The sequence below is a fragment of the Spirochaetota bacterium genome (assembly GCA_038043445.1).
Taxonomy (GTDB): domain Bacteria; phylum Spirochaetota; class Brachyspiria; order Brachyspirales; family JACRPF01; genus JBBTBY01.
This window is the reverse complement of the sequence record JBBTBY010000066.1, coordinates 37,781-61,010: the sequence shown is the minus strand read 5'-3', so window position 1 is coordinate 61,010 and position 23,230 is coordinate 37,781. Positions and strand designations below refer to the sequence as shown.

The window sequence follows — 23,230 nt, the reverse complement described above, 5'->3', positions numbered from 1 at the left end:
ATAATGAACGGACGCACGCAGCCTGGCGGCAAAGCCGCTATGGAATGCCGGCCGACAAATGCGGCGAGATTATACAGGGAGCCATGCTTATTGGCAAGCGAATATCGCTGTTGACATCGGACAGCAGTTGCATATACTGTCGTCGCTGCGTTACAAGTACATAGAAGGAGTTTTCCATGATAGTACGGACAGTCGCACTCGCCGTTCTCTGCGCGGCGGTTTCATTCGCCGGGGTCACCTGGAAAGGCACGATGACATCGAAGAACGACGGCAAAGAGACCGTCACCGTCATGAACGGGTATGCCCAGAAAGGCAATGTCCGCGAGGAGTTCGCGGAAGTGCGCGGGGCGGCCGCGATGGAGAAGGGCGATTACATCATCTATCGCTCGGACAAGAACACCATGTATATCGTAGACACGAAGGAAAAAAGCTATATGGAAATGCCGCTCGACGCCATGGGGCAGATGATGGGCGGCATGATGGAAATGAAAGTATCGAACCCGAAAGTGAGCTCGAAAGCGGAGGGCGGCGAAAAGGTCTCCGGGTATAATTGCAAAAAGATCGTGATAACGAGCTCATACGACATGGAAATGAAAGTAATGTTCATGACCACCAAATCGCATGTCGAACAGACGCAGGAGATATGGGCGACGAAGGACGTATCGGTCGGTGAATTCGGCGATGCCTATCGCGGCAAGGCGGCGAAGACCGGGATGAAGGACCTTGACAAGCTCGTCGCCAGGGAAATGGCGGCGCTCGGGAACGCCTTCCCCGTCAAAACGATAATGACGCAGAAGAGCACATCCGACGGAAAGACCACGGTCAACACATCGGTCATGACGATAGAATCGATAACGACAAAAGCGCTCGGGAACGATCTCTTCACCGTCCCCGCGGATTACAAGAAAACATCGCTCGCTGATACGAAGGCACCGGCATCGACCGGAACGTCCACCGGCGCAGGCACGACGAAGTCGAAAGCCAAAGCCGGCGACGATGAGGACGATGCGAAGAAGGCGGAGAAAGCCGCGAAAGAGATGATGAAGAACCTATTTAAATAGGTTATCGCTTCTTTATTTTCGCAAGCTCTTTTGTTTCGAGGTCGTAAATAATATAACAGGTATCATCGCCTGACCATTCCATCGCCACGATGCGCGCGCCGGGCACGGTCTTCACCACTGCCTCGCGGACGCCGGATGACTCGGGCGCGATGATCGCGGTCACAACACGGGCAAGTTTTTCCTTCGCGTTGATGAGCGCTGCCTCGCTCGCCATCGTGCGCCGCTGTGAACGGTTGTCTATCCTGCCTGCGCTCCCCACGCCGATGACGCGTATGCGATCGTCGGAAACACGCCCTTCGGGTCCGTAGGTCACCATCGGATCGAATGCGCATGAGAACATTAGCAGAAATGCGCCAACGGCGAACGGCAGTGCGGGATGGCATCGTTTTTTTGTCGGTATATTCATAATGACTCCTTCTCTTCCTCATCCGCCCTCTGCGGCGCTATCCGCTTCCCGCGTTTGGACTTCCCTGAGAACGTTGCGATACGTTCGCGCAGTTCTATCGCCTTCTCGAATTCAAGATTGTCCGCCGCCTTCTTCATCTCCGCCTCGAGCGCGGCGAGGAAACGCTTCCTGTCGCGGTCGGGGTCAAGCCCCTGCTCGGAGGCGAAGCGCCGGAAATCGAAATGTACTTCGTAGTTGCGTTCAACGGCCACCTCACGCTCGACGATATCCTGTATCTTCTTAACGATGGTCTTGGGCGTAATGCCGTTCGCTTTGTTGTAGGCAAGCTGCTTCTCGCGCCGGCGTCCCGTTTCGCGAATGGCCATCTCCATCGCATCGCTTTGTCGGTCAGCGTACATGATGACGCGGCCGTTGACATTGCGCGCCGCACGGCCTATGGTCTGTATGAGCGAAGTACCTGAGCGGAGGAATCCCACCTTGTCGGCGTCCAGTATCGCAACGAGGGATACCTCGGGCATGTCGAGGCCTTCGCGGAGGAGATTGATGCCCACGAGCACGGAGAACACGCCTTTGCGCAGATCGCGAATTATCTCCACACGCTCTATCGTTTCGATGTCGGAATGCAGGTAGCGCACTTTCACGCCGTTCTCGGCAAGATATTTAGTGAGGTCTTCGGACATTTTTTTCGTGAGCGTCGTTATGAGCATGCGTTCGTTCTTCGCTTCGAGCGCGTGTATCTCGCCCAGGAGATGATCGATCTGCCCCTCGCTCGGGCGGACCTCTATCGACGGATCGATAAGCCCTGTCGGGCGTATTATCTGCTCGACGACGGTGCCGCTGTTCTTCAGCTCATACTCGGAGGGCGTCGCGCTCACGTACATGCGCTCATGGATGATGTTTTCAAATTCTTCAAAAAAGAGCGGGCGGTTGTCAAGCGCGGAGGGGAGGCGAAAGCCGAAATCGACGAGGGTCTGCTTCCTGCTCCTGTCGCCGAAATACATGCCGCGCACCTGCGGTATCGTCACATGCGATTCGTCGATGACGGTGAGGAAATCCGACGGGAAATAATCGAGGAGACATGCCGGGCGTTCACCCGCTTTGCGCCCCGAGAGCGGCCGCGAATAGTTCTCAATGCCCGAGCAGTATCCCATCTCGCGGAGCATCTCGACATCGTATTTCGTGCGCTGCATGATGCGTTCCGCTTCGAGGAGCTTTCCCTGCGCCTTGAGCTCGTCGTATCGCGCGGCGAGTTCCGATTCGATGAGCGTAAGGCCGCGTGCGATCTTTTCGCCGGTGGTGACGAAATGTTTTGCCGGATAGATGACCGCGCGATCGAGCGTGTCGATGCGGTTGCGTGTAACGGGATTGATGCGCGTAATGCGCTCCACCGTCGGGCCGAACATCTCTATGCGCGTGATGTCATCCGAGTATGCGCTCATCACCTCTATCGTATCGCCGATGACACGGAACTGCGCGCGCTCGAGCGACGATGCGCTTCGCGTATACTGTATCTTCACGAGCTGGCGGAGAATGTCGTCGCGGTCGTAATCCCTGCCCGATTCCACACCGACATAGAGCTCGCGGTAGTCTTCGGGTGAACCGAGACCGTAAATGCATGATACGCTCGCAACGATTATCACATCCTTCCTCTCAAGGAGCGCTGTCGTCGCTTTCAATCTGAGGCGATCGATCTCGTCGTTTATCTGCGCGTCCTTGTCGATGTAAAGGTCTTTCGACGGCACATACGCTTCGGGCTGATAGTAATCGTAATACGACACGAAATATTCGACGGCGTTCTCGGGGAAGAAATCCTTGAACTCGCGATAGAGCTGCGCGGCGAGTGTTTTGTTGTGAGAGAGCACGAGTGTAGGCCTGTTGACGCGGGCGATGACGTTGGCAATGGTGAATGTCTTTCCGCTCCCGGTGACACCGAGAAGCGTCTGATGCTTTTTATTCGCGGTAAGGCCGGCGGTGAGCGCATCTATCGCTTCGGGCTGATCCCCCGCGGGGGCGAAGTCGGATACGAGTTTGAAGGGCATGACGGGTACTATACGCCGGTGCGGGAGGGATGTCAATGATCATGTATTCGGGCGGAGCCGCAAAAAATACCTGTTCATTCTTAAGCCGCCGTGGATATCACGTATGACGAAGCGGCCAGAGTATCGAATTGAGGGCCCCCGAACTCAGACCGTAAAGGCGTCGTGCGGCCGACGGTTCAGTGACGGGCATCGGATGAGGGGGCGCGCTGCGCTGTAAGATCATATACGCGTACGTAGTCGATGAACATCGTATCCGGCAGTACCGCTTTCTCTATATCACCGCACCAGCCGTTCTTCATCACCTCGTCGGAAAGGATGATATACAGCGGCACTTGGCAGATGCCGCCGGCGTTGGTGCGCCATGTCTCGACATTGTCGGTGTAAAAGATGTACTCCGTCGGTGTCCACCAGACGCTGTAGGTATGGAACCCTTCCATCACACCCGGTACCGCGGCGACGTTCGCTGCGCACAGGTATTATTCTGCTTTGCTCGTGATTGCATAAACCCATCGCTTGGCGTATAATTTCGCATCACCCCAAGGACAGCGCATGGAAGCGATACAGCCGGTACGCGGCACCAATGACTTCATCTACGCCGAAGCGGAGAAATTGAAGCGCCTTGACGATGCCCTCCGCGCGAAAGCTGCGGCATACGGGTTCCAGGAAATATGCGTTCCCGTGTTCGAGCACACCGAGCTTTTTACGCGCGGTATAGGAGAGGAAACGGATATCGTCAGCAAGGAGATGTTCACCTTCGAGGACAGGGGCGGACGATCGCTCACGCTTCGCCCTGAGGGCACGGCATCGATAGTACGCGCGTTCGTGACCGCGAACCTTCAGGCTGAGCGCGGTATCAATAAGATTTTCTACACCGGCACCATGTACCGTGCCGAACGCCCGCAGAAGGGGCGCTATCGCGAATTCCGACAGTTCGGCGTTGAGGTCATCGGCTCTTCGTCGCCGCTCGTGGATGCGGAAGTGATACTGTTCAATCTCGATCTCTTCCGTACGCTCGGGCTCTCATCCCTCACGGTGAAGGTCAATTCCGTCGGCTGTCCGAAATGCATGCCGGTATACACCGAGGCGCTTCGCCATGCGTTCGCGAACGGTCTTCCTTCGCTCTGCGAAACATGCCGCGACCGCTATGGGAAGAACATACTGCGCATGCTCGACTGCAAGGTGGAAACGTGCCAGCCGATACTTGCGAAGGCGCCCGCCATGCGCGAACACCTGTGCGATGAGTGCCGCGATCATTTCGCCCAGGTGCTCGGCGAGCTCGATAAGGAAAAAGTGTCCTACACGGTCGATCAGCGTCTCGTGCGCGGGCTTGATTACTATACGAAGACGGCCTTTGAGATACAGGATATGTCGCTCGGTTCACAGAACGCGGTGGCCGGCGGCGGGCGCTATGACGGGCTTATCGCGAAGTTCAACGGCGGCAAAGAGCTACCCGCCATCGGGAGCGCGCTTGGTGTGGAACGGCTCATGTTATCGCTCGGGGAAAGGCTTTCGGCGCCGGCAACGCTCGATGTGTTCGTCGTTGCCTTCAAGGAGACATCCGGCACACTGCTCGCCGTGCTTTCGGCACTTCGCGCTGCAGGGCTTTCCGCCACCGCCGATTTCAATCTCCCGTCGATAAAGAGCCAGCTCAAAACGGCGAATAAACTTTCCGCGCGGTTCGCCCTCATCCTCGGTCCCGAGGAAGCGGCGAACGGCGAATGTATGGTGAAGAACATGACGAGCGGTGAAGAGATGCGCGTTGCGCTGGATAAAGCCGCAGAACGGATCAACGGATGAAAGTGAAGATAGTCAATCGATCGAAGAACCCGCTGCCGAAATACCAGACCGAGGGTTCATCGGGCGTCGATCTCTATGCGGCTATCGATGCGCCGGTTCCGGTGCGGGCAGGAGAACCGACAGCGATACCGACGGGACTTTTCATCGAATTGCCGATGGGCTTTGAGGCGCAGATACGGAGCAGAAGCGGGCTCGCCCTGAAAGAGGGCGTGTTCTGTCTTAATTCCCCGGGCACCATCGATGCGGATTATCGCGGTGAGATTAAGGTGATACTGGCGAACACGAAAGCAGAGCCGTTCACCGTCAAACCGGGCGACCGCATCGCGCAGATGGTGTTCGCACGCGTCGAGCGTGTCGAGCTTGCGAACGCTGGATCGGTGAACGAAACGGCGCGGGGAAGCGGCGGTTTCGGACATACCGGGGTGTAAGCATGGAATTATCGTTCAAGGACCACAACGAGAAAAAGCTTCTATCGCTCATGACCATAGTGAAGCGCATCAACTCGACGCTTGATCTCGAGGAGACGCTTACGCTCATCATGGACGAGGCTAAGGGGATGATGAGCTCGGAGGCGAGCTCGCTCATGCTGATAGACCGGGCGAGAAAGGAGCTGTATTTCAATACCGCCACCGGCGAGGCGGGCGGCGTGGTGAAAGAGATACGCGTACCGCTCGGGAAGGGCATCGCCGGCACGGTCGCGGTGAGCGGTGAAACGATAACCATCAACGATGCGGAGCATGATCCCCGCATCTACAAGAGCGTCGATGACAAGACGAAGATGACCACGCGCAATCTCATCGCCGTGCCCCTCATCGCCAAGGGTGTCACGCTCGGCGTGCTCGAGGTGCTCAATAAGTTCGACGGTGATTATACGGACGACGATACGATACTCCTCACCGCGTTCGCGGATTTCGCAGCGCTCGCCATCAATAATCGGGAATTGTACCGGGAGATGCAGGAGCGTGCACGCGAGATCGAAGCGCTCTACCGCATATCGCAATCGATAAATATTTTCAACGAACTCCTGCCGATACTGCAGGACAATATCGTTGTGCTTTCCGAGATGCTCGGCGCCGACCGGATATCGATCATTGCAGAAGAGGGCGGGAAATACGTGTTCAAGGCGGGCCTCGGCATTCCTGCATCGGTGCTCGCCGAGGGGGAAGTGACCGTTACCGACAATGTCCTCGCTGAGGTCATGCGAACCGGGAAAAGCGTTGTCTGCGGCGATATAGACGAGGATACAAGATTCCCATCGAACAAAGGATTGCGTTATCGGCGGCGGTCGTTCATCGTTTCGCCGCTCAGCATCGGTGGCACGCGCATGGGCTTCATTTCGGTGACCGAGCGGCGTATCGACGCGCCGTACCAGGAAAAGCACATGCGTCTCCTTGAGATGCTCTCGCAGGAGATAGCGGAGAATTACAATCACATCATCCTGGCCGAGGCGTCCCGTGAGAAACAGCTCATCGAGACCGAGCTGTCCGTCACCGCGCGCATGCAGAACGATATACTCCCGAAAGTGTTCGATTCGGGGGGTGCGCTCGATATCGCCGCGGTAAGCATCCCTGCGAAAACGGTGGGCGGCGACTTCTACGATTTCATACCCCTCGGTCACGGTAAATACGGCATCATCATCGCGGACGTTTCCGGCAAGGGCGTCACGGCGGGCCTCTTCATGGCGATATCGAGGAGCATACTGCGCGTACATTTCATCGAGACGAAGGACCCGCGGGCTACGCTCATGAAGAGCAATGTACTTATCCATGAGGATTCCAAGCGCGGCATATTCGTCACGGCGTTCGCGGTGCTTGTCGATACGAAGGCGAGAACGCTCACCTACTCCAATGCCGGTCATTTCGAGCAGTATATCGTACGCCGGCGGGGGGGCATCGAGGAGCTGCGTGAACCGAGCAAACCGCTCGGTATTGTTCCGGATGCGGTATACAAGAACAAAAGCATAGCCCTGTCGCCGGGTGACCGCATCGTGCTCTATACCGACGGGGTCACCGAGGCGGTCAATTGCCATCGCGAGCAGTTCGGCGAGGAGCGACTCTGTGCGGTGCTTGCCGAGGGGGGCACCCTTGCAAGCGAAAAGCTCGTGGAGAACATCCTTGAGAAGGTGCGCGTGTTCCAGGGCAAGGCCGAGCAGTTCGATGATATCACTCTGGTAACGGCGCGCCTCGTGTCGCCTTGACTTTTGAAAGATGCACAGATATAATTAAGAGGAAAATAACGGTGGAATCCGCGGCATGCGTTAAAAGCAAGATCGAGAACCTTTCCGTTGTCGAAGAACGGGCGCAGGAACTGTTCGCGTCGCTCGGGCTTTCGGATGAGATGAAGCACGATATTCTCATCTGCATCGATGAGGCTTTCTCGAACATCGTCTTTCACGGGTACAAGAACCGGGAGGACGGCGACATTGCGGTCACGTTCAGCGCGGATGATAAGGCGTTCACGGCGGTATTCACCGACAATGCCGCGAGTTTCACCCCGACGAAGAAAAAGCCCAAACTCGGCAAGGCTGTCTTTGAGCGGGCGAATCTCGGCATCGGCGTGTATCTCATGCGAAAGCTCATGGATACCGTTACCTACGAGCATAAGGACGGGGGCAACCGGCTTACGCTCGTGAAGAAATTGAGAACAGGGAAGGATCAATGACACTGAAAACAACCGATCAGGGCGCCGTCAAGATAGTGCATCTTGAAGGGCGGCTCGATGTCAATCTCTCCATAGAGATAGAATCGGAATTCGAGAAGATGATAGACGGCGGCGTGACCCGCATGGTGCTCGATCTCAAACAGGTCGAGTATCTGAGCTCAAGCGGCCTTCGCATATTCATTTCCGCGATGCGCAAGCTCAAGGAAAAGAAGGGACGTCTCGTGCTCTGCAATGTGACGCCCATGGTGAAGAAGATATTCAAGATCGTCGAGCTTGAGGATATTTTCGAGATACAGGATTCGCTGGATAAGGCCGTTTCCGTCTGCGGGGCCTGACCGCGCAATGGAACGCCCCGACTGGCACCGCTATTTCATCGACATCGCCAAACTGGTCGCGACCCGATCGACATGCCTCCGGCGCAGCGTCGGCGCCGTCATCGTAAAGGATAAGCGTCTTATCGCCACCGGCTACAACGGGGCGCCCGCGGGGCTGAAGCATTGCGACGAGCTCGGGGGGTGTCTCCGCCAGAAGCTCGGAATTCCCTCCGGCGAGCGCCATGAGATATGCCGTGCTACCCACGCTGAGCAGAACGCCATCATACAGGCGGCGAGGCACGGCTCGGCCATTGAGGGGTCGGACCTCTACTGCACTCATCAGCCCTGCAGTCTCTGTGCGAAGATGATCATCAATGCCGGCATCAAGCGGATATTCTTCATCGAGGGGTACCCCGATGACTTTGCGCTTTCATTCATCAAGGAAGCGGGACTTGAGCTCACGAAGATAGAGTAGCGGTGTCCGGGATTTATTGACTAAAAACTGCGCGCGGTGTATTATCGTTTTATCGCAAGCAGGATTGACCATGACAATAGTCGTCGGCGCCGATCACGGCGGATTTCAGCTCAAAGAATCCATCAAACAGCATCTCATCAAAAAAGGCCATACGGTCATCGATATCGGCACGACGTCGGAAGAATCGTGCGATTACCCAGACATCGCGCGCGCCGCGGCGGATGAGAAGAAAAAGAAGAACGCGGAACTCATGATGCTTGCCTGCGGCACGGGTATCGGCATATCCATAGCGGCGAACAAGATAGAGGGCGTATACTGCGCGCTCGTATATAATGAGAACGCTGCGCGAATGGCGCGGCTGCACAATGACGCCAATTGCCTTGCCTTCGGCGGGCGCGAGGTCACGCCGGATGCGGCCATACGGATGATCGATATATTCCTCGCGGAAAAACCCAGCGCTGATGAGCGGCATGTCAGACGCCGGCAGAAGATGAAAGCTATCTGATGTGCGATACAGGGAGTAGACCATGATGCGTACCTATTGTCTCATCCTCGGCGGCGGACGCGGCACGCGGCTCTATCCCCTGGTGCGCGACCGCTCGAAACCGGCCGTGCCGATAGGCGGCAAATACCGGATGATCGATATACCGCTTTCCAACTGCATCAATTCCGGCTTTAAGAAGATATTCATCCTCACGCAGTTCAACTCCGCATCGCTCAATAATCACGTGTACAGCGCCTATCACTTCGACAGCTTTTCGCGCGGCTTCGTACGCATACTCGCTGCGGAACAGACGGACAGCAACATGGACTGGTTCCAGGGGACTGCCGACGCGGTGAGAAAGCATCTCATGCAGTTCAACAAGGACGACTGTGATTATATCATGATACTTTCGGGCGATCAGATATACCGCATGGACTTCGGCGTGCTCCTCGATTTCATCAAGGAGACTGCAGCTGATATCGTCGTGGCGACCGTGCCCGTGGATGAGGAAGCGGCCAGGGGTTTCGGCATCATGAAGGTCAGTGCCAAGTCGCAGATAACCTCGTTCAGCGAGAAGCCGGAGAAGAACGAGGAGTTGAACCCGCTCAAGCTTTCAGCCGAACAGAAAAAGACCATGGGCATAAAGGATGCGGAGAAGAACTATCTCGCATCGATGGGGATATACCTTTTCAAGAAGGACGTGCTCATATCGCTCCTTGCCGACGGATCGAAGATCGATTTCGGGAAGGACATCATCCCCGATGCGATAAAGAAGTTCAAGGTCTTCGGCTATCCGTATCAGGGGTACTGGGAGGATGTGGGAACGGTACGCTCCTTCTTCGAGGCGAACATCATGCTCGCAGGGAAGAACCCGCCGTTCAATTTCCACGATGAGGAAGCCCCCATGTACACCAATCGCCGGTCGCTTTCGGCGAGCGTGGTGAAGGATACCGCCATCTCCGAGTCGCTCATCTCCGAGGGGTGCAAGATCGAATGCGATTCGATCAAGAAGTCGGTCATCGGCGTGCGCTCGATCATACGCGACGGCACGACGCTTGAGCGCGTGGTCATGATGGGCGCGGACATGTACGAGACGCCGGGCGACGAGAAGCATGACGGGGCGAAGCACCTGGCACCGCTCGGTATCGGAAGGAACTGCACTATCAGGGAAGTGATAATCGATAAGAACGTACGCATCGGCAATAATGTCGTCATTACCAACAAAAAGCGGATCAAGCACATGGACAGCGATCTGTACTGCATTCGCGACGGCGTCGTGGTGATACCGAAGAACACCGTCATCAAGAGCGGAACGGTCATTTGACCGACGTATCCATGATGCGTGCCGCGATCATCGGTGCTTTCTGTACCGCGCTCGTCTTCGGTGCGGCAGTACCGCCCGAGAACGACGGCGGGCTTATCATACCGCTTGTGACCGTCGAGGGCCGCTCGACCAATACCATACGCGAGGTGTTCCAGACGAATTCCCTCTCCGTGCGCGAGCGTACCGGTGTGTATCAGCGACTCGCCCCGGCGGACGTATCGGCCAAATACGATATCACGAACACGCCTCCCTCCCGCGGTGTGGCGGAATTCTTCGCCCGCTACGGGAGCTATAATGCGCTTGACGTATCGGCGCTCTTCGGCAGGGATTTCGGCATGTTCAATTATCTCGTTTCGTTCATGCAGTACCGCAATGACGGCATCGGATCCAACAGCGTCCTCTACGGCAACAGCGATGAGAACCGCACGAAGCTGTCAGTGAACGTTTCGGGAAGCGCGGGCATGTGGCTCGGGAACCTTTTCTTCTCCTTCAATTCCTACCGCAATGGGCTTTTCGACAATGCATACCTTCTCTCACAGAAGCGTCATGCCCTTACGGTGACGCTGCGCAATGATCTTTTCCTTTCCGAGAAGGGCGCCTTGACGCATACGATATCCGGCGCGTGGGGACAGAACACGTTCGATCTGCGAAATCCGACGAATACGCCGTCCGTGGAGACCAAGGGCGATGAGTATGCGGTCGATACGTCGTTCGTGTATGATCATCTTTTTTCCGAGGAGAACTATCTCATCGCGAAGATATATTATTCGTATCAGCGGCATAACGGTCTTTTCACCGAGGGGCGATGGTTGGCCGGTCTTACCGCGTCCGACGGTGTTGCGCCATTGTCATGGCTCTTCTTCTCGCTCGGGATAACGCTTTCCTATGCATCCGACGGCGTGTTCTCCTGGTATCCGCTTGCGTTGGTGCGGCTCTCCGCATCGAGCGTGTTCGCCTTCTTCATTCGATACGACGGCGCCGATTCGCTCGTGCCGTATGCCGCGCGCTATGCCGATACGACGCTCCCGTGTGCGCAGAGCACGAACGGTGCTGTCGATCATACGGATACGGCGTCGGCGGGCGTCGAGATGAAAGTACCCGACACGCTGCGCTTGACGCTCTACACGTTCGCCCGCGGACTGCGCGTGAACGCCCTTACGCGGCTTGTTACGAACGCCGCTGTACTATACTCGTATGAGCATGTACGCGAGAGCGAATACGGCGCCGAGGCGAGCGGCGAGCTTTATTTCGGGCAATTCGCCGTGACCCTTGCTGCCCGCTATGTCTATTACCCTGTCACCACACGCTATGAGATCTATCCAATGCTCGACACGAGGGTAACGGCATCATACACCAACCGGCAGTGGGGATTGACGCTCAAGGCAGGTATTCCCTTCGCGGTCGGTGCATCTCCCGGCAGACCGCTTACGCTCTACTGGTACCCGTTCTTCGAGGCGGAGGAGGCATTCTCCGAGAGTATTGCATTAAATCTGAAAATCGATAATATTTTCGATATGAGCACGCTCCTTACACCGCTCTATCCGCGTTCCGGCCGCGAATTCCATATCGGGCTCAGGGTAAAATTATGAGAACAGTTCTCATCCTGCTCTGCCTGCTGCCGCTTGCGGCGGTGCCGGTAAAAAGAACGGCCGCCGATGAAGTGCGTGCCTGGCTTGCGTTCGTCGACAGCGGCGCGTACGAAAAGAGCTACGATGCGACCGCGGCGTTCTTCAGGAGCGACATGAAGCGCGCACAGTGGACGGAGAGCTTGAACGGATTTCGCAAGCCGTTCGGCAAAGTGAAGAAGCGTACCGAGCGGTCGCAGACAAAAAAGAAGTCGCTGCCGGGGGCGCCCGCCGGCGATTATGTGATTTTCACGTTCGATACGGTGTTCGAGAGCACGCTTACGGCGGTTGAGACGGTGAATACAGTGAAGGAAAAGGACGGCGTCCGCGTGTGCGGCTATTTCATTCGATAAACGGAGTTGTTGTATGTGGAATCTGTTCGATGTGTTCAACAAGGGCGGTCTTGTCATGTACCCCATCGCGCTCTGCTCGGTCATCGCGGTGGCGTTCATCATAGAGAAATTCATCTACCTGCATCGCATCCGCATCGACGTCGATAATCTCATCGCGCGGGTGAAGGCCTCGCTCGAAGCGGGAAAGATGATGGAGGCGATAGCCGCCTGCGACGCTGCCCCCGGGCCGATAGCCACGGTGTTCAAAGCGGGCCTGAAGAAGGCGGACGGCGGGCGCGATGTCATTAAGGAAGCAATCGAGACGGCAGCGAACGTAGAGATACCGAAGATAGAGCGATTCCTCCCGGCACTTGCCACCATCGGGAGCATAGCACCGCTCTTAGGTCTTCTCGGGACGATATTCGGCATGATTCGCGCGTTCAATGTCATCGCCATGCAGGGAACGGGCGATCCGCACGCTATGGCGGGGGGCATATCGGAAGCGCTCATCGCCACCGCAGCGGGGCTTATCGTGGCAATACCTGCGGTCATCGCGTATAATTATTTCTTGAATCGCGTCAACGCGTTCATATCCGACATGGAAGCGCGTTCCGCCGAAGTGCTCGATCTGCTCACGACGGGCACGAAGAAGAAATCGTGGAGCGATCTGTAGTTACGCCGCCTTCGGCGGCTCCTCAGCGAACAACATCATTGACCTGCTCGCCGAGGAGCGAGTGGAACGAGCGTCTCGAGGTGAGCACGCGTAACATCCGCTTATGAACTTACCGCATGCGCAGCAGGAATGGTTCGACCGCGTTCATGAATTCACGCGGTTTTTCCTCCTGCGGCATATGACCGCAATTCGTGATGACGATAAGTTTCGCTCCGGGAATATCCCTCGCTAGCCGTATGCTGTTTGACGCGGGGACGAGCCTGTCGTCATCGCCCGTGATAACGAGCACCGGCATGCGGAGCGACGAAAGCCGAGGGACGATATCCTTCGGGCGTACTGCCGCCGTGAACGACCAGAGCGCCCTGTCCCACGCGGGCATGCGGAGCGGCCGCCGGTAATTCTCTATCACGTCCTTTGTCACACGGTTCGTATCATGCCAGGCCGATATCAATATCGATATGCCGACATCCTTTAACTGACGGGAGATGAGCGGTCCGAGAGAATCCACCTGCGGCAATTGCGCGATGATGGGGAGCAGCGGCGGCGGACCGGCGCTGTATACGGCCGCATCGACAAGGATAAGCCCCGACACGTTCGACGGATAGGAAAGCGCCGTTACCGCGGCAAGGTATCCGCCCAGGGAATTCCCTACAAGGATCGCATTTTTAAAACCGAACGCCTTCATCACCGAAACGGTGAGCGCGGCGCTTGTATCGATGCCGTACTTGTTCTTTCCTTTTGCGACATCGCTTGAGTAGCGTCCCGTGAGCCCGAACGGAGGATAATCGATGGCGATGACGGTGCCGATGCGCGAGAGCGGCACGGCCACATCGCGCCAGGAATAGAGCGATGCGCCGAAGCCGTGGAGGAGGATAATGGCCGGTGTCCCGCGCCCTTCAACGCGGCAATGGACATCGAGCCCGCCGATGTTCGTGAACGTGCTGTACGGATACGCCAGCGCGCGTATATCCGCCACGGTATCCTTCAGTTTCGGCACGGGAATGATGAGCGGCACGATGAGCAGGATAGTGAGCGGTATGCCGATGATGCCCGCGACGATGTGGCGCTTTTTCATGAGATACACTCCGGGAGATGATACTACCATAGCTGGAGCGCGGCGCAAGGGGACATTCGCCCAAATCTTCGAGGAAGGAACAACGAAAATTACGAAAGACACGAAACAGAGAAAAACAGGAAATGAAACAACACATCCCGCTTTTCGTATTTTCGGATTCGCATTCCTGTTGACAACATTTGGAGAAGGAATTACACTGATACGACAATACAATGAGGAGCATCCAATGAAGAAAGGACGTTTCATATCCCTCGCGATCATTACGGCAGTTGGCGCAGCTTTCCTTTTTTCTGCCGAGATAAAGATCGATCTATCGAATCCCAAGGCGTCGATCGCAACGCAGTTCGAACTTCTCAAGGCGTCAAAAACAGCGGCGCTCAGGGAATGTTTTACCGACAGGCTTAAGGAAAGCATTACCGATCAAAGCGTTGCGAAGGGAAAAGCCGAGGCCTCTTCGTATACGCTTGCCGATCTTGTTCATAAGGTTGAAATGGGCAAAGGCAGCGCAAAGATCAAGATGAAGAACGGGCGTACGCTCACCGTGCTCATTGAAAAGAACGGGAAGTGGTACGCCGATACGATCTGGTTCCGCTAGCAGCGTGAGGATTATCGGTCTTATCCCCGCGATACTCGCCTCCTTGCTGCTGTACCCCGCCGACAATGCGTCGAATATGTTCGCATCGTTCGTCGATGCTTTCAATCGCGGTGATACCGAGAACGTGAAGGCGGCATGCGCAGCGGGCTATTGGACGAACACGTACAACAGCCCGCAGAAGCTCATCAGGCAGGGATACGGCAAGGGCCGGCTGCTGCTGTTCGAGATAAAGACCATCGTGCAGTCCAATGACCGTGCCGCGGCGGACATCATCGTCCTTCGTGCGTCGGACAGACGGCCGTCAGATATGATATTCGTATACGCCGAAAAACGTACCGCAGCGTGGCTGGTATATAATTTCAATGAGGATACACGGTTCAAGGAACTTTTTCTCGCGGGCCTCGTGAGAAGCGATCTCGATCCGCGTACACTCCCTCCCAACCGCGAACTCGATGCGCTCGGCAGACGGCTCGCATTGCGATTTCCCGAGATGCGGGCAGAAACGAGCATCGCGGATCTTACGAACGTCATCAGCGGAATATGCACGCTCGCTGACGGCGCTTCCGGCAGGATACATCTGAACCTGTTCCAGTATGTGAAACGCCCTGCCGTATTCGAAACAAAATGGTCATCCGAGCTTAACCGCGGCGCACTTATCGTGAGCGGGGCCGTGACGAAGGACGATCCCTATCCGGATGCAGTGGTGCTCTATTTCGCGGGGACAGCACAGGGATTTGCGATATACAATACGTCGGGCATGCTTTCGCTTTCGGGACTGGTGGATTGGTAAGCGCATCGTTCTGAAAACCGCGATTTCATTGACAAAGATATGCACATCAACTATACTGTACATGGTTATGTAATGCCGATGCGTATCTGCCGGCGATCGTCAGGGGGAGAATAGCATCGGAGGATTTTTTATGGCACGCATTATCGTGTGTCTGTCGCTCATCCTTACTGCCGCCCTCCATGCCGAAGCGCGGCGATCGCGCGTGGGTGTGCTCGATTTTACTCCGGTAAGCGTAAGCGCCGCCGATGCCCGCGTCGTCGGGGACATGTTCCGCGGAGAAGTGGTCTCAAGCGGAGCATTTGAAGTGCTCGACCGCAATAATATGAATTCCATCCTCAAAGAGCAGTCGTTCCAGATGAGCGGCTGCACGGAAAGCGCCTGCGCGGTGAAGATAGGGAAAATGCTCAACATGGAGTATATGCTCTACGGCACGCTGTCGAAACTCGGAACGGCATACATCATTCAGGCTGAGATGGTGAACATCGAAACATCGCAGATAACGCTTTCGGTCAAGGAGAAATTCGGCGCCCTTGAGAATGCCGATGATGCTATTGTTCGGATCGTTAATAATGTGAGGAATAAAGTTGCGGATTTTCATCGAGAAAATGCCCAGAAACGAAAAGAGAATATGCAGTCAGATTCGGTAAAATCCGATACGAGACCAGCTGAGGATAAGAAGGATTTATTGCTGGATTCAAAGGGGAAGGGTGGTGTAAAGCCGGAAGGATATTCTGGAGCAACGCAGTGGAGCAGTTTCAAATGGGGTTTGTTCATCGGCGCGGGGGGCGTGCTTCTCGCCGGCGGTACGCTGAACCTCCTCGGTTTCTTTCAGGACAACGCAGCGGTGACCTATCACGACACGGTGTATCTCGTTGAGACGAATTCCGCGGCCGCCGCGCTCAAATATACCGAGTGGAGATCGAAATATACCGCAAGCCTCATCGAATACATAAGCGCGTATTCGCTCTACGCTGTCGGTGCGGGGCTGCTCGCCTGGTGGTTCTTTACCCCCGATGTCCCGGTGAAGCGCGCATCGGTCACTATCGCACCTTTGTTCGCTGCAGATCCCGGCATCATCGACGGCATGGCGTTCTCGTTCACGTATCGCTTTTAATCCACGCAACGGAGTGTATCATGCGAAATATCATATCCGCCTGCATCGTCGCGTTCGTTCTCATCTCCTGCCTGCCGCAGAATTTCACGCATGATAATCCGTACGACCCCGCGTTCGAGGGGAATAAGACAAAGAACATACTCTGCCCGCCCCCGTATGGCAGCGCCAATCCGTATTTCATGAAGGGGAAGCCCTACGTGTTCGTCGCGCCGAGAACGGTCGGTTCGGATACGATACGCGAATGGCATTTCCATTCCGGCGGCATCGGTACGTTCGATTCGGGATGGATAACATCCAACCGCTATGGTGTTACGTACACGGCGGGCGGTACGGCGGTGGTTTCGGTCGAGGTTCGCGGGTCTGCGACGACGACATTTGCGAACAACATCGTGCGTATCCCGACAGGCGGTACGGCGGCGTTCACGGAGATCGGCGCAGGATCTATTTCCGTCTGGCAGTGCTCTTCATCGGCCATTTCATTGGGTGATATAGACGGCGACGGGGATCTTGATTGCATCATTATGGGCGCCACAAACATAGGTGGCGGCAGCGAGTCATCGAGGATCTTTCGCAACAATGGGGCCGGTGGTTTTTCGGAAATAGGCGCGGGGAGTTTATTCGCCATGCAGAACGGGAATACGGCATTGGGTGATATAGACGGCGATGGCGATCTCGACCTTATCCTATCCGGCACCGACGGCGGGGGAGCGGCGAAAGTGAAAATGTATCGCAACAATGGATCCGGCGTATTCACCGAGACCGGTGCGGGAACGGTTGCGATTCTGAATAATGGCAGTATTGTTCTCGGCGACATCGATAATGACGGGGACTTGGACCTCATCATGACCGGTACCGATGGCAGCGCACGGTCAAAAATATACCAGAATAACGGGTTGGGCACATTCACCGAGATCGGCGCAGGTTCATTGACGCCGGTATATTTCAGTTCGATATCGCTCGGTGACTTGGACCGGGATGGTGATCTTGACCTCATTCTTACCGGATATGACGGCACCGTTCGCCGGGCGAAAGTATACGAGAATGTAGGTGCTGGTGCGTTCACGGAAACCGGTGTTGGTTCTTTGCCCGGTGTGCAGGACAGCACCACAGCACTTGCGGACATGGACGGAGACGGCGACCTTGACTTGCTTCTTTCCGGACTCGACACGGGGGGATCACGGATCACGAAGTTTTTCCGTAATAATGGAAGCGGTGGATTCACCGATATCGGCACCGGCTCCCTTCCGCAGGTGACGGCGGCATCGTTCTCTTTCGGTGACATCGATGCGGATGGCGATCTTGATCTGATATTCACGGGGTCAGACGGTACGCGCTACTCGAGAATATATAGGAACAACGGTAGCGGGACGTACAGCGAGTTCGGCCCCGGGACATTGATACCTATCAATGGTTCAGTTTCACTTGGTGACATTGACAGCGACGGTGATCTTGATCTTATCCTTGCAGGATGGGACGGAGCGACGCGATATGGAAAGATATACCGCAACGGTCCGTGAACCTCTCACCGCGGCTGCTGAATTTCGCACGAATCGCAGCCCCCTCTGCGCGATGTGATTGAGGGTGATACCCCCCACCCACGTGGTTCGATACAGTATACCAAAATGTGCAAACTATCTATTTAGATTTCCGTTGTTTATTCAGCATCGCTTGCACCGAAGGGCTTATGGGCTTATCCGTGCGATGAATACAGCCGAGCCAGCAGCACGGCCGACGCATCCCTTCCCTGAGTTCGCTTACCGTCCTCTGAATATGTTCCTTTCGTGTCAGGTCTTTCTTTACGAATGTGACCCAGCATATCCATTCATTGCGCGCAAGAGGCGAAAGGGCCTCCCATGTTGCGAGCGCTTTCGGGTCGGAAGTCAAAGCCTCCCGTAGATCAGCCGGGATCTTGTGCACGACACCGCTGGAAATATTTTTTCTATTCATGCGCCGTTTTTCGACCGCTGTCTTTCTCATGGTTTAGTGTAACAAAATCTCCACAGATATTCAAATAGGCGATCATGATCTCCTATTTTTCGGATATGCCGGCGTAAGCCGCATTTCATCGGACGGGGCGATGCGTTACGCAAAAATATACTGCAACGGACCGCTATGGATATCTCTCCGATGCCCTGACGAAATGGTGTGTACGCGCGCCATTTCGTCCGTAGACATTTTCCCCCGTACGTTATACAATCCTTCTCCGCACCGGTAGCGTTATCTACCCCCCAGCGGATACTATAAAAAGCAGCGAAATGGAAGCGATATGATAATAGTACTCAAACCGAACACCAGCAAAGAAGAAGTCGATCACATAATGAAGAAGATCGAGTCGCTGGGGCTCAAGGCGCATTTTTCAAAGGGCGAAACGACGTCCATCATCGGCGTCATCGGCGACGAATCGAAGCTCTCCGAGCAGCCTATCGATGCCATATCAGGCGTCGAGAAAGTGATGCCGGTGCTCAAACCCTACAAGATGGCCTCGCGTGAGTTCAAGGCCTCGCGCACCGTCATAACCGTCGGCGATAAGAAGATCGGCGGCGCGGCGTTCACGGTGATCGCCGGTCCCTGCAGCGTCGAGAACGAAGAAGGGATGATACGCATCGCGAAAGAACTGAAGGCACGCGGGGCGCATTTTCTCCGCGGGGGGGCGTTCAAACCGCGCACATCGCCGTATGCGTTCCAGGGGCTCGGCAGGCGCGGGCTTGAGATACTCGCAGAAGCGCGAAAGGTCACGGGCCTCGGCATATGCACCGAAGTGATGGACGTACGCGATGTGGAACTGGTCGCATCGTTCGCCGATATCGTTCAGATTGGTGCGCGCAATACGCAGAACTTCAATCTCCTCAAGGAAGTAGGGAGCGCGAAAAAACCCATCCTTCTCAAGCGCGGCTTCGCAGTTACGATAGAGGAATTCCTCATGAGCGCTGAATACATACTTGCCAACGGCAACCCGGATGTGATACTCTGTGAACGCGGGATTCGGACGTTCGAAACGGCCACGCGCAACACGCTCGACATCAATGCCGTGCCGGTGATGAAGGACCTCTCGCATCTGCCCGTGTTCACCGATCCCTCGCATGCGACGGGAAAACGAAAGTACGTCGCTGCAACGGCGTATGCATCCATGGCGGCGGGGGCCGACGGCGTCATGATAGAAGCGCATACCGATCCTGAGAGCGCGCTCACGGACGGCGCCCAGACGGTGAACTGCGAAGAGTTCTCCGAGATCATGGCGACACTTTCCCGCATAGCACCCGCGGTCGGAAGGACGCTTTCATAATGTTCTCACGCATAGCGATCGTAGGTCTTGGCCTGCTCGGCGGGTCGTTCGCGCTCGCGATGAAGAAGCGATTCCCCGGTACGCGCATAACGGCCGTCGGACGCAGCGAACAGAAACTGCGGCCGGCGGTAGTGAGCGGCATGGTCGATGATGTCACCGCATCGCGCACTGAAGGCGTTGTGAACGCACAGCTTGTTGTCATCGGAACACCGGCGGCAAGCGTTGCGGCAGTGCTCGCCGAGATAGCTCCGTTCATCGCTCCGGGAACGCTCATCACCGATTTTGCGAGCACGAAGAAAGAGATCGTCGCCGCGGGGGATGACATCGGTTTTCCCAACGCGATGTTCGTCGGGTGCCATCCCATCGCCGGGAGCGAGAAGACCGGTTTCGAGCATGCAGCGGTCGATCTTTTCACGGACAAGACCATAGTCGTAACGCCGACGAAGCATACGAAGCCCGAAGCGGTGCAGTTACTTACGGCCCTTTGGAAAGATCTCTCGGCCCGCCCGGTACTGATGAGTCCGGAGGAGCACGACAGGAAACTCGCCGTAACGAGCCATCTTGTGCATCTTGCGGCAAGCGCGCTTACCGCCACCGTGAGCCGCGAGGATGCGTTCACGCCGCTCATCGGGAGCGGATTTCTCGACACGACGCGGGTCGCCAAGGGCGATGAAACGATGTGGACCGATATTGTAAAAACGAACGGTTCTGATATACTTTCGGCGCTTTCACGGTTCAAATGTGAAGTGAACGAGATCGAACGGATGATCACTGAACATGAGTATGACGCGCTTTTCGCTTATCTGAAGGGCGTGCGCGTTTTCCGGGAACGGATATGACCGATATTGTCACGCTCGACGGCCCCGCCGGTTCGGGGAAAAGCACGGCAGCAAAACGCCTCGCCAGAGCGCTCGGGTACGAATACCTCGACACGGGTGCCACCTACCGCTGTGTGACGCTCTATTTTCTGCGCAACAATATCGCCCTCACCGATGCCGCCATTCCCGATGTCATGAAAAAGATCGATATCCGCTTCGCCTCCGGGCATGTGTTCCTGAACGATGAGGACGTGAGCGATGAGATACGTACCAAGCCCGTCAATGACAATGTATCGCCGGTCTCGACGATACCCTCCGTGCGTGAATCGCTTGTTGACCTCCAGCGGCGCATCGCGGCTGGAGGGAAGTACGTGATAGACGGAAGGGATATCGGCACCGTGGTGTTCCCGGACGCGCGGTATAAATTCTATATCGATGCAAGCGTTGACGAGCGCGCGCGGCGCCGCCATGCGGAAGAGGCGGCGAAGGGTTTTTCGAGCAGTGTTGAGGACGTGAAGAAGAACGTAATGGAACGCGACAGGATAGACAGCTCTCGCGCCCATAGTCCGCTCGCGAAGGCGAAGGACGCATATTACGTTGACACCACGGGGATGTCCATCGACGAGGTCGTTGCGGCAGTACGTGCGGTCATCGATGAAAAACGGGATGGTACCATGGAACGGCACGACGAAGAAAAGCGCGAACTTTCGCCCGAGGAGCTCGAATTCCGCAAGGCGCTCGAGGGCGAAGGCGAAACGAAGACGGCACGCGGGGAGATAATAACCGCGCACGTCATGCAGGTGGACGACACCCACGTCTATGTGAGCCTGGGCGGAAAGTCCGAGGGGAAGATAAAGCTCCACGAATTCCGCACGCCGCCCGATGTGGGCGCCGCGGTTGCAGTGATGATACTTACGGGTGAGAACAATGCGGGGGAATCGGTGGTATCGAAACTGGCCGCCGACCGCATACGCTCGCGCGATGTGGTTGATGCGGCGTTCGCCAACGCATCCAATGTCCGCGGTGTGGTGAAGAGCGCGGTGAAGGGCGGCTTCATTGTTTCCGTCGGCGGGCTTGAGGGGTTCTGTCCGCGCTCGCACATCGATACGAAAAGGAATATCGAGGAAAAAGAGTATATCGATCAGGAATATGATTTTCGCATCATCGAAAATAAGGGCCGCGATCTCGTCGTGTCGCGCCGCAAGGTCCTTGACGAAATAGCGGATTTCACTATCGGCAATTTCTTCGAGCATCTCTCCGTGGGCGATGTGATACGCGGCACGGTGAAGAACATCGAGAGCTTCGGCATATTCGTGGAAGTGGTGCCCGGCCTCGACGGTTTTCTCGCCTTCTCGAACATCGCATGGGACAAGGTGAAGGAGCCGACCAAGGCTCTCAAGAAGGGCGAGGTGCGCGAGTTCAAGGTGCTCAATGTCGATCGTGAGAAACGTAAGATCGATCTCGGCATCAAGCAGCTCTCCGATGATCCGTGGAATGATTTCGTCGCGTCCCACAAGGCCGAGGATGTCGTTTCCGGCGAGGTCACATCGATAAAGGAATTCGGCGCGTTCATACGCGTGTTCACCGGCGTTGAAGGGCTCGCCCATATCAGCGAGCTTTCCTGGGCGAAGCATGTCGAGCACCCGAAGGACGTCGTAAAGGTCGGCGACTTCGTCGAATGCATGATACTCTCCATTGACAACGAGAACAGGAAGCTTTCGCTCGGTCTTAAACAGGTGAAGCCCAATCCCTGGGATAATGCCGCCAAACTGTTCCCGTCCGGTACGATCATTGAATGCACCGTGAAGAAGATATTCAGGAACTATGCTGTGTTGGGCATTTCCGATGATCTCGAAGGCACCATCGATGTGAGCGATTTCGACTGGAAGAACGCCGTCGTCAATATCGACAATATCATCAAAGAGGGCGAGACGGTGAAGGTGAAGGTGCTCTCCGTCGATGGCACTGCGCGGAAGATAAAGCTCGGCATCAAGCATCTTTCCGAGAACCCGTGGGCGGAGTTCAAGAAGGCGCATCCCATCGGTTCGCCCATTGACGGTGTCGTGGTGAACGTCATCGAAAGCGGTGCTATCGTGAAGCTTACCGACGATATCGAAGGTTTCGTCCACGTATCGCAGCTCGATGTGAAGCGCACCGAGAACGCCGCGGACGCGGTGAAAGTGGGAGAGACGTACTCGTTCTCCATAAAGGCGATAGAAGCGGACAAACGCCGCGTGTCGCTCTCTCGCAAGGATTATTTCAACGCGATGGAAAAGAAGGACGCGGAAAAATACCTGTCCAAGGTGGACCCGAACACCATGACGTATTCATTCGCGGATAAGCTTAAGCATCTCGAGAAGTGAA

Annotated in this window: 24 protein-coding genes; 19 read left to right on the top strand and 5 right to left on the bottom strand. The window is 56.0% G+C overall.

Annotated elements, in window-relative coordinates; all coding sequences use genetic code 11:
- Window positions 1–176: 176 nt before the first annotated feature.
- Complete coding sequence (locus tag AABZ39_10250) at window positions 177–1,061, top strand: DUF4412 domain-containing protein (protein ID MEK6795149.1); 885 nt, start codon at window positions 177–179, stop codon at window positions 1,059–1,061.
- A gap of 1 nt (window position 1,062) precedes the next feature.
- On the opposite strand, the gene AABZ39_10245 is transcribed toward AABZ39_10250, so the two are convergent.
- The 3 genes from AABZ39_10245 to AABZ39_10235 all read right to left on the bottom strand — a co-directional run bounded on the left by AABZ39_10245 (window position 1,063) and on the right by AABZ39_10235 (window position 3,943).
- The gene (locus tag AABZ39_10245; protein MEK6795148.1) at window positions 1,063–1,467 is read right to left on the bottom strand and encodes a hypothetical protein; all 405 of its coding nucleotides are present in this window, start codon (window positions 1,465–1,467) and stop codon (window positions 1,063–1,065) included.
- Window positions 1,464–3,506, bottom strand: a complete 2,043-nt coding sequence (gene uvrB, locus AABZ39_10240; protein MEK6795147.1) for an excinuclease ABC subunit UvrB — start codon at window positions 3,504–3,506, stop codon at window positions 1,464–1,466. The genes AABZ39_10245 and uvrB overlap by 4 nt, the downstream gene beginning before the upstream one ends.
- Before the next feature lie 176 nt (window positions 3,507–3,682).
- Complete coding sequence (locus tag AABZ39_10235; GenBank protein MEK6795146.1) at window positions 3,683–3,943, bottom strand: family 16 glycosylhydrolase; 261 nt, start codon at window positions 3,941–3,943, stop codon at window positions 3,683–3,685.
- Window positions 3,944–4,055: 112 nt separating this feature from the next.
- Between AABZ39_10235 and hisS the strand changes: the two genes are divergently transcribed.
- From hisS to AABZ39_10180, 11 genes are all read left to right on the top strand, one after another.
- Window positions 4,056–5,303, top strand: coding sequence for a histidine--tRNA ligase (gene hisS / locus AABZ39_10230; GenBank protein ID MEK6795145.1), 1,248 nt, complete (start codon window positions 4,056–4,058; stop codon window positions 5,301–5,303).
- Window positions 5,300–5,731, top strand: a complete 432-nt coding sequence (gene dut / locus AABZ39_10225) for a dUTP diphosphatase (protein ID MEK6795144.1) — start codon at window positions 5,300–5,302, stop codon at window positions 5,729–5,731. The genes hisS and dut overlap by 4 nt, the downstream gene beginning before the upstream one ends.
- 2 nt (window positions 5,732–5,733) lie before the next feature.
- Window positions 5,734–7,500 carry a SpoIIE family protein phosphatase gene (locus tag AABZ39_10220; GenBank protein ID MEK6795143.1) on the top strand — a complete coding sequence of 589 codons (1,767 nt, stop codon included), beginning with the start codon at window positions 5,734–5,736 and terminating at the stop codon, window positions 7,498–7,500.
- Between the two features lie 41 nt (window positions 7,501–7,541).
- Window positions 7,542–7,964 carry an ATP-binding protein gene (locus AABZ39_10215; protein ID MEK6795142.1) on the top strand — a complete coding sequence of 141 codons (423 nt, stop codon included), beginning with the start codon at window positions 7,542–7,544 and terminating at the stop codon, window positions 7,962–7,964.
- Complete coding sequence (locus AABZ39_10210; protein ID MEK6795141.1) at window positions 7,961–8,299, top strand: STAS domain-containing protein; 339 nt, start codon at window positions 7,961–7,963, stop codon at window positions 8,297–8,299. Before AABZ39_10215 ends, AABZ39_10210 begins: the two co-directional genes overlap by 4 nt.
- A gap of 7 nt (window positions 8,300–8,306) precedes the next feature.
- Window positions 8,307–8,753 (top strand): dCMP deaminase family protein, encoded by a 447-nt coding sequence (locus tag AABZ39_10205; GenBank protein MEK6795140.1) that lies wholly within the window; start codon window positions 8,307–8,309, stop codon window positions 8,751–8,753.
- A gap of 70 nt (window positions 8,754–8,823) precedes the next feature.
- A complete protein-coding gene (locus AABZ39_10200; protein MEK6795139.1) occupies window positions 8,824–9,258 on the top strand; it encodes an RpiB/LacA/LacB family sugar-phosphate isomerase in 435 nt (144 codons plus the stop codon).
- Between the two features lie 25 nt (window positions 9,259–9,283).
- Entirely contained in the window at window positions 9,284–10,561 is a 1,278-nt protein-coding gene (locus tag AABZ39_10195) for a glucose-1-phosphate adenylyltransferase (protein ID MEK6795138.1), read from the top strand.
- Window positions 10,558–12,150, top strand: coding sequence for a hypothetical protein (locus AABZ39_10190; protein MEK6795137.1), 1,593 nt, complete (start codon window positions 10,558–10,560; stop codon window positions 12,148–12,150). The genes AABZ39_10195 and AABZ39_10190 overlap by 4 nt, the downstream gene beginning before the upstream one ends.
- Complete coding sequence (locus AABZ39_10185) at window positions 12,147–12,539, top strand: DUF4019 domain-containing protein (GenBank protein ID MEK6795136.1); 393 nt, start codon at window positions 12,147–12,149, stop codon at window positions 12,537–12,539. The genes AABZ39_10190 and AABZ39_10185 overlap by 4 nt, the downstream gene beginning before the upstream one ends.
- A gap of 13 nt (window positions 12,540–12,552) precedes the next feature.
- Window positions 12,553–13,191, top strand: coding sequence for a MotA/TolQ/ExbB proton channel family protein (locus AABZ39_10180; GenBank protein ID MEK6795135.1), 639 nt, complete (start codon window positions 12,553–12,555; stop codon window positions 13,189–13,191).
- A gap of 109 nt (window positions 13,192–13,300) precedes the next feature.
- On the opposite strand, the gene AABZ39_10175 is transcribed toward AABZ39_10180, so the two are convergent.
- Window positions 13,301–14,266, bottom strand: a complete 966-nt coding sequence (locus tag AABZ39_10175; protein MEK6795134.1) for an alpha/beta hydrolase — start codon at window positions 14,264–14,266, stop codon at window positions 13,301–13,303.
- Window positions 14,267–14,492: 226 nt separating this feature from the next.
- Between AABZ39_10175 and AABZ39_10170 the strand changes: the two genes are divergently transcribed.
- From AABZ39_10170 to AABZ39_10155, 4 genes are all read left to right on the top strand, one after another.
- Entirely contained in the window at window positions 14,493–14,861 is a 369-nt protein-coding gene (locus AABZ39_10170) for a hypothetical protein (GenBank protein MEK6795133.1), read from the top strand.
- Window positions 14,862–14,865: 4 nt separating this feature from the next.
- Window positions 14,866–15,651: a hypothetical protein gene (locus tag AABZ39_10165; GenBank protein ID MEK6795132.1), complete on the top strand. Its 786-nt coding sequence runs from the start codon at window positions 14,866–14,868 to the stop codon at window positions 15,649–15,651.
- Window positions 15,652–15,781: 130 nt separating this feature from the next.
- Window positions 15,782–16,765, top strand: a complete 984-nt coding sequence (locus AABZ39_10160; protein ID MEK6795131.1) for a CsgG/HfaB family protein — start codon at window positions 15,782–15,784, stop codon at window positions 16,763–16,765.
- 20 nt (window positions 16,766–16,785) lie between these two features.
- A complete protein-coding gene (locus tag AABZ39_10155) occupies window positions 16,786–18,282 on the top strand; it encodes a VCBS repeat-containing protein (protein ID MEK6795130.1) in 1,497 nt (498 codons plus the stop codon).
- Window positions 18,283–18,400: 118 nt separating this feature from the next.
- Here AABZ39_10155 and AABZ39_10150 read toward each other — a convergent pair whose 3' ends face one another.
- Entirely contained in the window at window positions 18,401–18,712 is a 312-nt protein-coding gene (locus AABZ39_10150; protein ID MEK6795129.1) for a YdeI/OmpD-associated family protein, read from the bottom strand.
- 319 nt (window positions 18,713–19,031) lie between these two features.
- Between AABZ39_10150 and aroF the strand changes: the two genes are divergently transcribed.
- Genes aroF through cmk form a run of 3 tightly spaced genes read left to right on the top strand, consistent with a single transcriptional unit; the run spans window position 19,032 to window position 23,229 of the window.
- On the top strand, window positions 19,032–20,048 hold the full coding sequence (aroF, locus tag AABZ39_10145) for a 3-deoxy-7-phosphoheptulonate synthase (protein ID MEK6795128.1): 1,017 nt from the start codon (window positions 19,032–19,034) through the stop codon (window positions 20,046–20,048).
- Window positions 20,048–20,887, top strand: coding sequence for a prephenate dehydrogenase (locus AABZ39_10140; protein MEK6795127.1), 840 nt, complete (start codon window positions 20,048–20,050; stop codon window positions 20,885–20,887). The genes aroF and AABZ39_10140 overlap by 1 nt, the downstream gene beginning before the upstream one ends.
- The gene (gene cmk / locus AABZ39_10135; GenBank protein ID MEK6795126.1) at window positions 20,884–23,229 is read left to right on the top strand and encodes a (d)CMP kinase; all 2,346 of its coding nucleotides are present in this window, start codon (window positions 20,884–20,886) and stop codon (window positions 23,227–23,229) included. Before AABZ39_10140 ends, cmk begins: the two co-directional genes overlap by 4 nt.
- Window position 23,230: the final 1 nt, after the last annotated feature.

Excerpts from the sequence above, each read along its gene's own strand:
- aroF (MEK6795128.1), top strand. The coding sequence starts at position 19,032 with ATGATAATAGTACTCAAACCGAACACCAGCAAAGAAGAAGTCGATCAC.
- AABZ39_10210 (MEK6795141.1), top strand. The coding sequence starts at position 7,961 with ATGACACTGAAAACAACCGATCAGGGCGCCGTCAAGATAGTGCATCTT.
- AABZ39_10200 (MEK6795139.1), top strand. The coding sequence starts at position 8,824 with ATGACAATAGTCGTCGGCGCCGATCACGGCGGATTTCAGCTCAAAGAA.
- AABZ39_10140 (MEK6795127.1), top strand. The coding sequence starts at position 20,048 with ATGTTCTCACGCATAGCGATCGTAGGTCTTGGCCTGCTCGGCGGGTCG.
- AABZ39_10180 (MEK6795135.1), top strand. The coding sequence starts at position 12,553 with ATGTGGAATCTGTTCGATGTGTTCAACAAGGGCGGTCTTGTCATGTAC.
- dut (MEK6795144.1), top strand. The coding sequence starts at position 5,300 with ATGAAAGTGAAGATAGTCAATCGATCGAAGAACCCGCTGCCGAAATAC.
- hisS (MEK6795145.1), top strand. The coding sequence starts at position 4,056 with ATGGAAGCGATACAGCCGGTACGCGGCACCAATGACTTCATCTACGCC.
- uvrB (MEK6795147.1), bottom strand. The coding sequence starts at position 3,506 with ATGCCCTTCAAACTCGTATCCGACTTCGCCCCCGCGGGGGATCAGCCC.
- AABZ39_10155 (MEK6795130.1), top strand. The coding sequence starts at position 16,786 with ATGCGAAATATCATATCCGCCTGCATCGTCGCGTTCGTTCTCATCTCC.
- AABZ39_10205 (MEK6795140.1), top strand. The coding sequence starts at position 8,307 with ATGGAACGCCCCGACTGGCACCGCTATTTCATCGACATCGCCAAACTG.
- cmk (MEK6795126.1), top strand. The coding sequence starts at position 20,884 with ATGACCGATATTGTCACGCTCGACGGCCCCGCCGGTTCGGGGAAAAGC.
- AABZ39_10185 (MEK6795136.1), top strand. The coding sequence starts at position 12,147 with ATGAGAACAGTTCTCATCCTGCTCTGCCTGCTGCCGCTTGCGGCGGTG.
- AABZ39_10220 (MEK6795143.1), top strand. The coding sequence starts at position 5,734 with ATGGAATTATCGTTCAAGGACCACAACGAGAAAAAGCTTCTATCGCTC.
- AABZ39_10195 (MEK6795138.1), top strand. The coding sequence starts at position 9,284 with ATGCGTACCTATTGTCTCATCCTCGGCGGCGGACGCGGCACGCGGCTC.
- AABZ39_10235 (MEK6795146.1), bottom strand. The coding sequence starts at position 3,943 with ATGGAAGGGTTCCATACCTACAGCGTCTGGTGGACACCGACGGAGTAC.
- AABZ39_10245 (MEK6795148.1), bottom strand. The coding sequence starts at position 1,467 with ATGAATATACCGACAAAAAAACGATGCCATCCCGCACTGCCGTTCGCC.
- AABZ39_10150 (MEK6795129.1), bottom strand. The coding sequence starts at position 18,712 with ATGAATAGAAAAAATATTTCCAGCGGTGTCGTGCACAAGATCCCGGCT.
- AABZ39_10175 (MEK6795134.1), bottom strand. The coding sequence starts at position 14,266 with ATGAAAAAGCGCCACATCGTCGCGGGCATCATCGGCATACCGCTCACT.
- AABZ39_10160 (MEK6795131.1), top strand. The coding sequence starts at position 15,782 with ATGGCACGCATTATCGTGTGTCTGTCGCTCATCCTTACTGCCGCCCTC.
- AABZ39_10170 (MEK6795133.1), top strand. The coding sequence starts at position 14,493 with ATGAAGAAAGGACGTTTCATATCCCTCGCGATCATTACGGCAGTTGGC.
- AABZ39_10250 (MEK6795149.1), top strand. The coding sequence starts at position 177 with ATGATAGTACGGACAGTCGCACTCGCCGTTCTCTGCGCGGCGGTTTCA.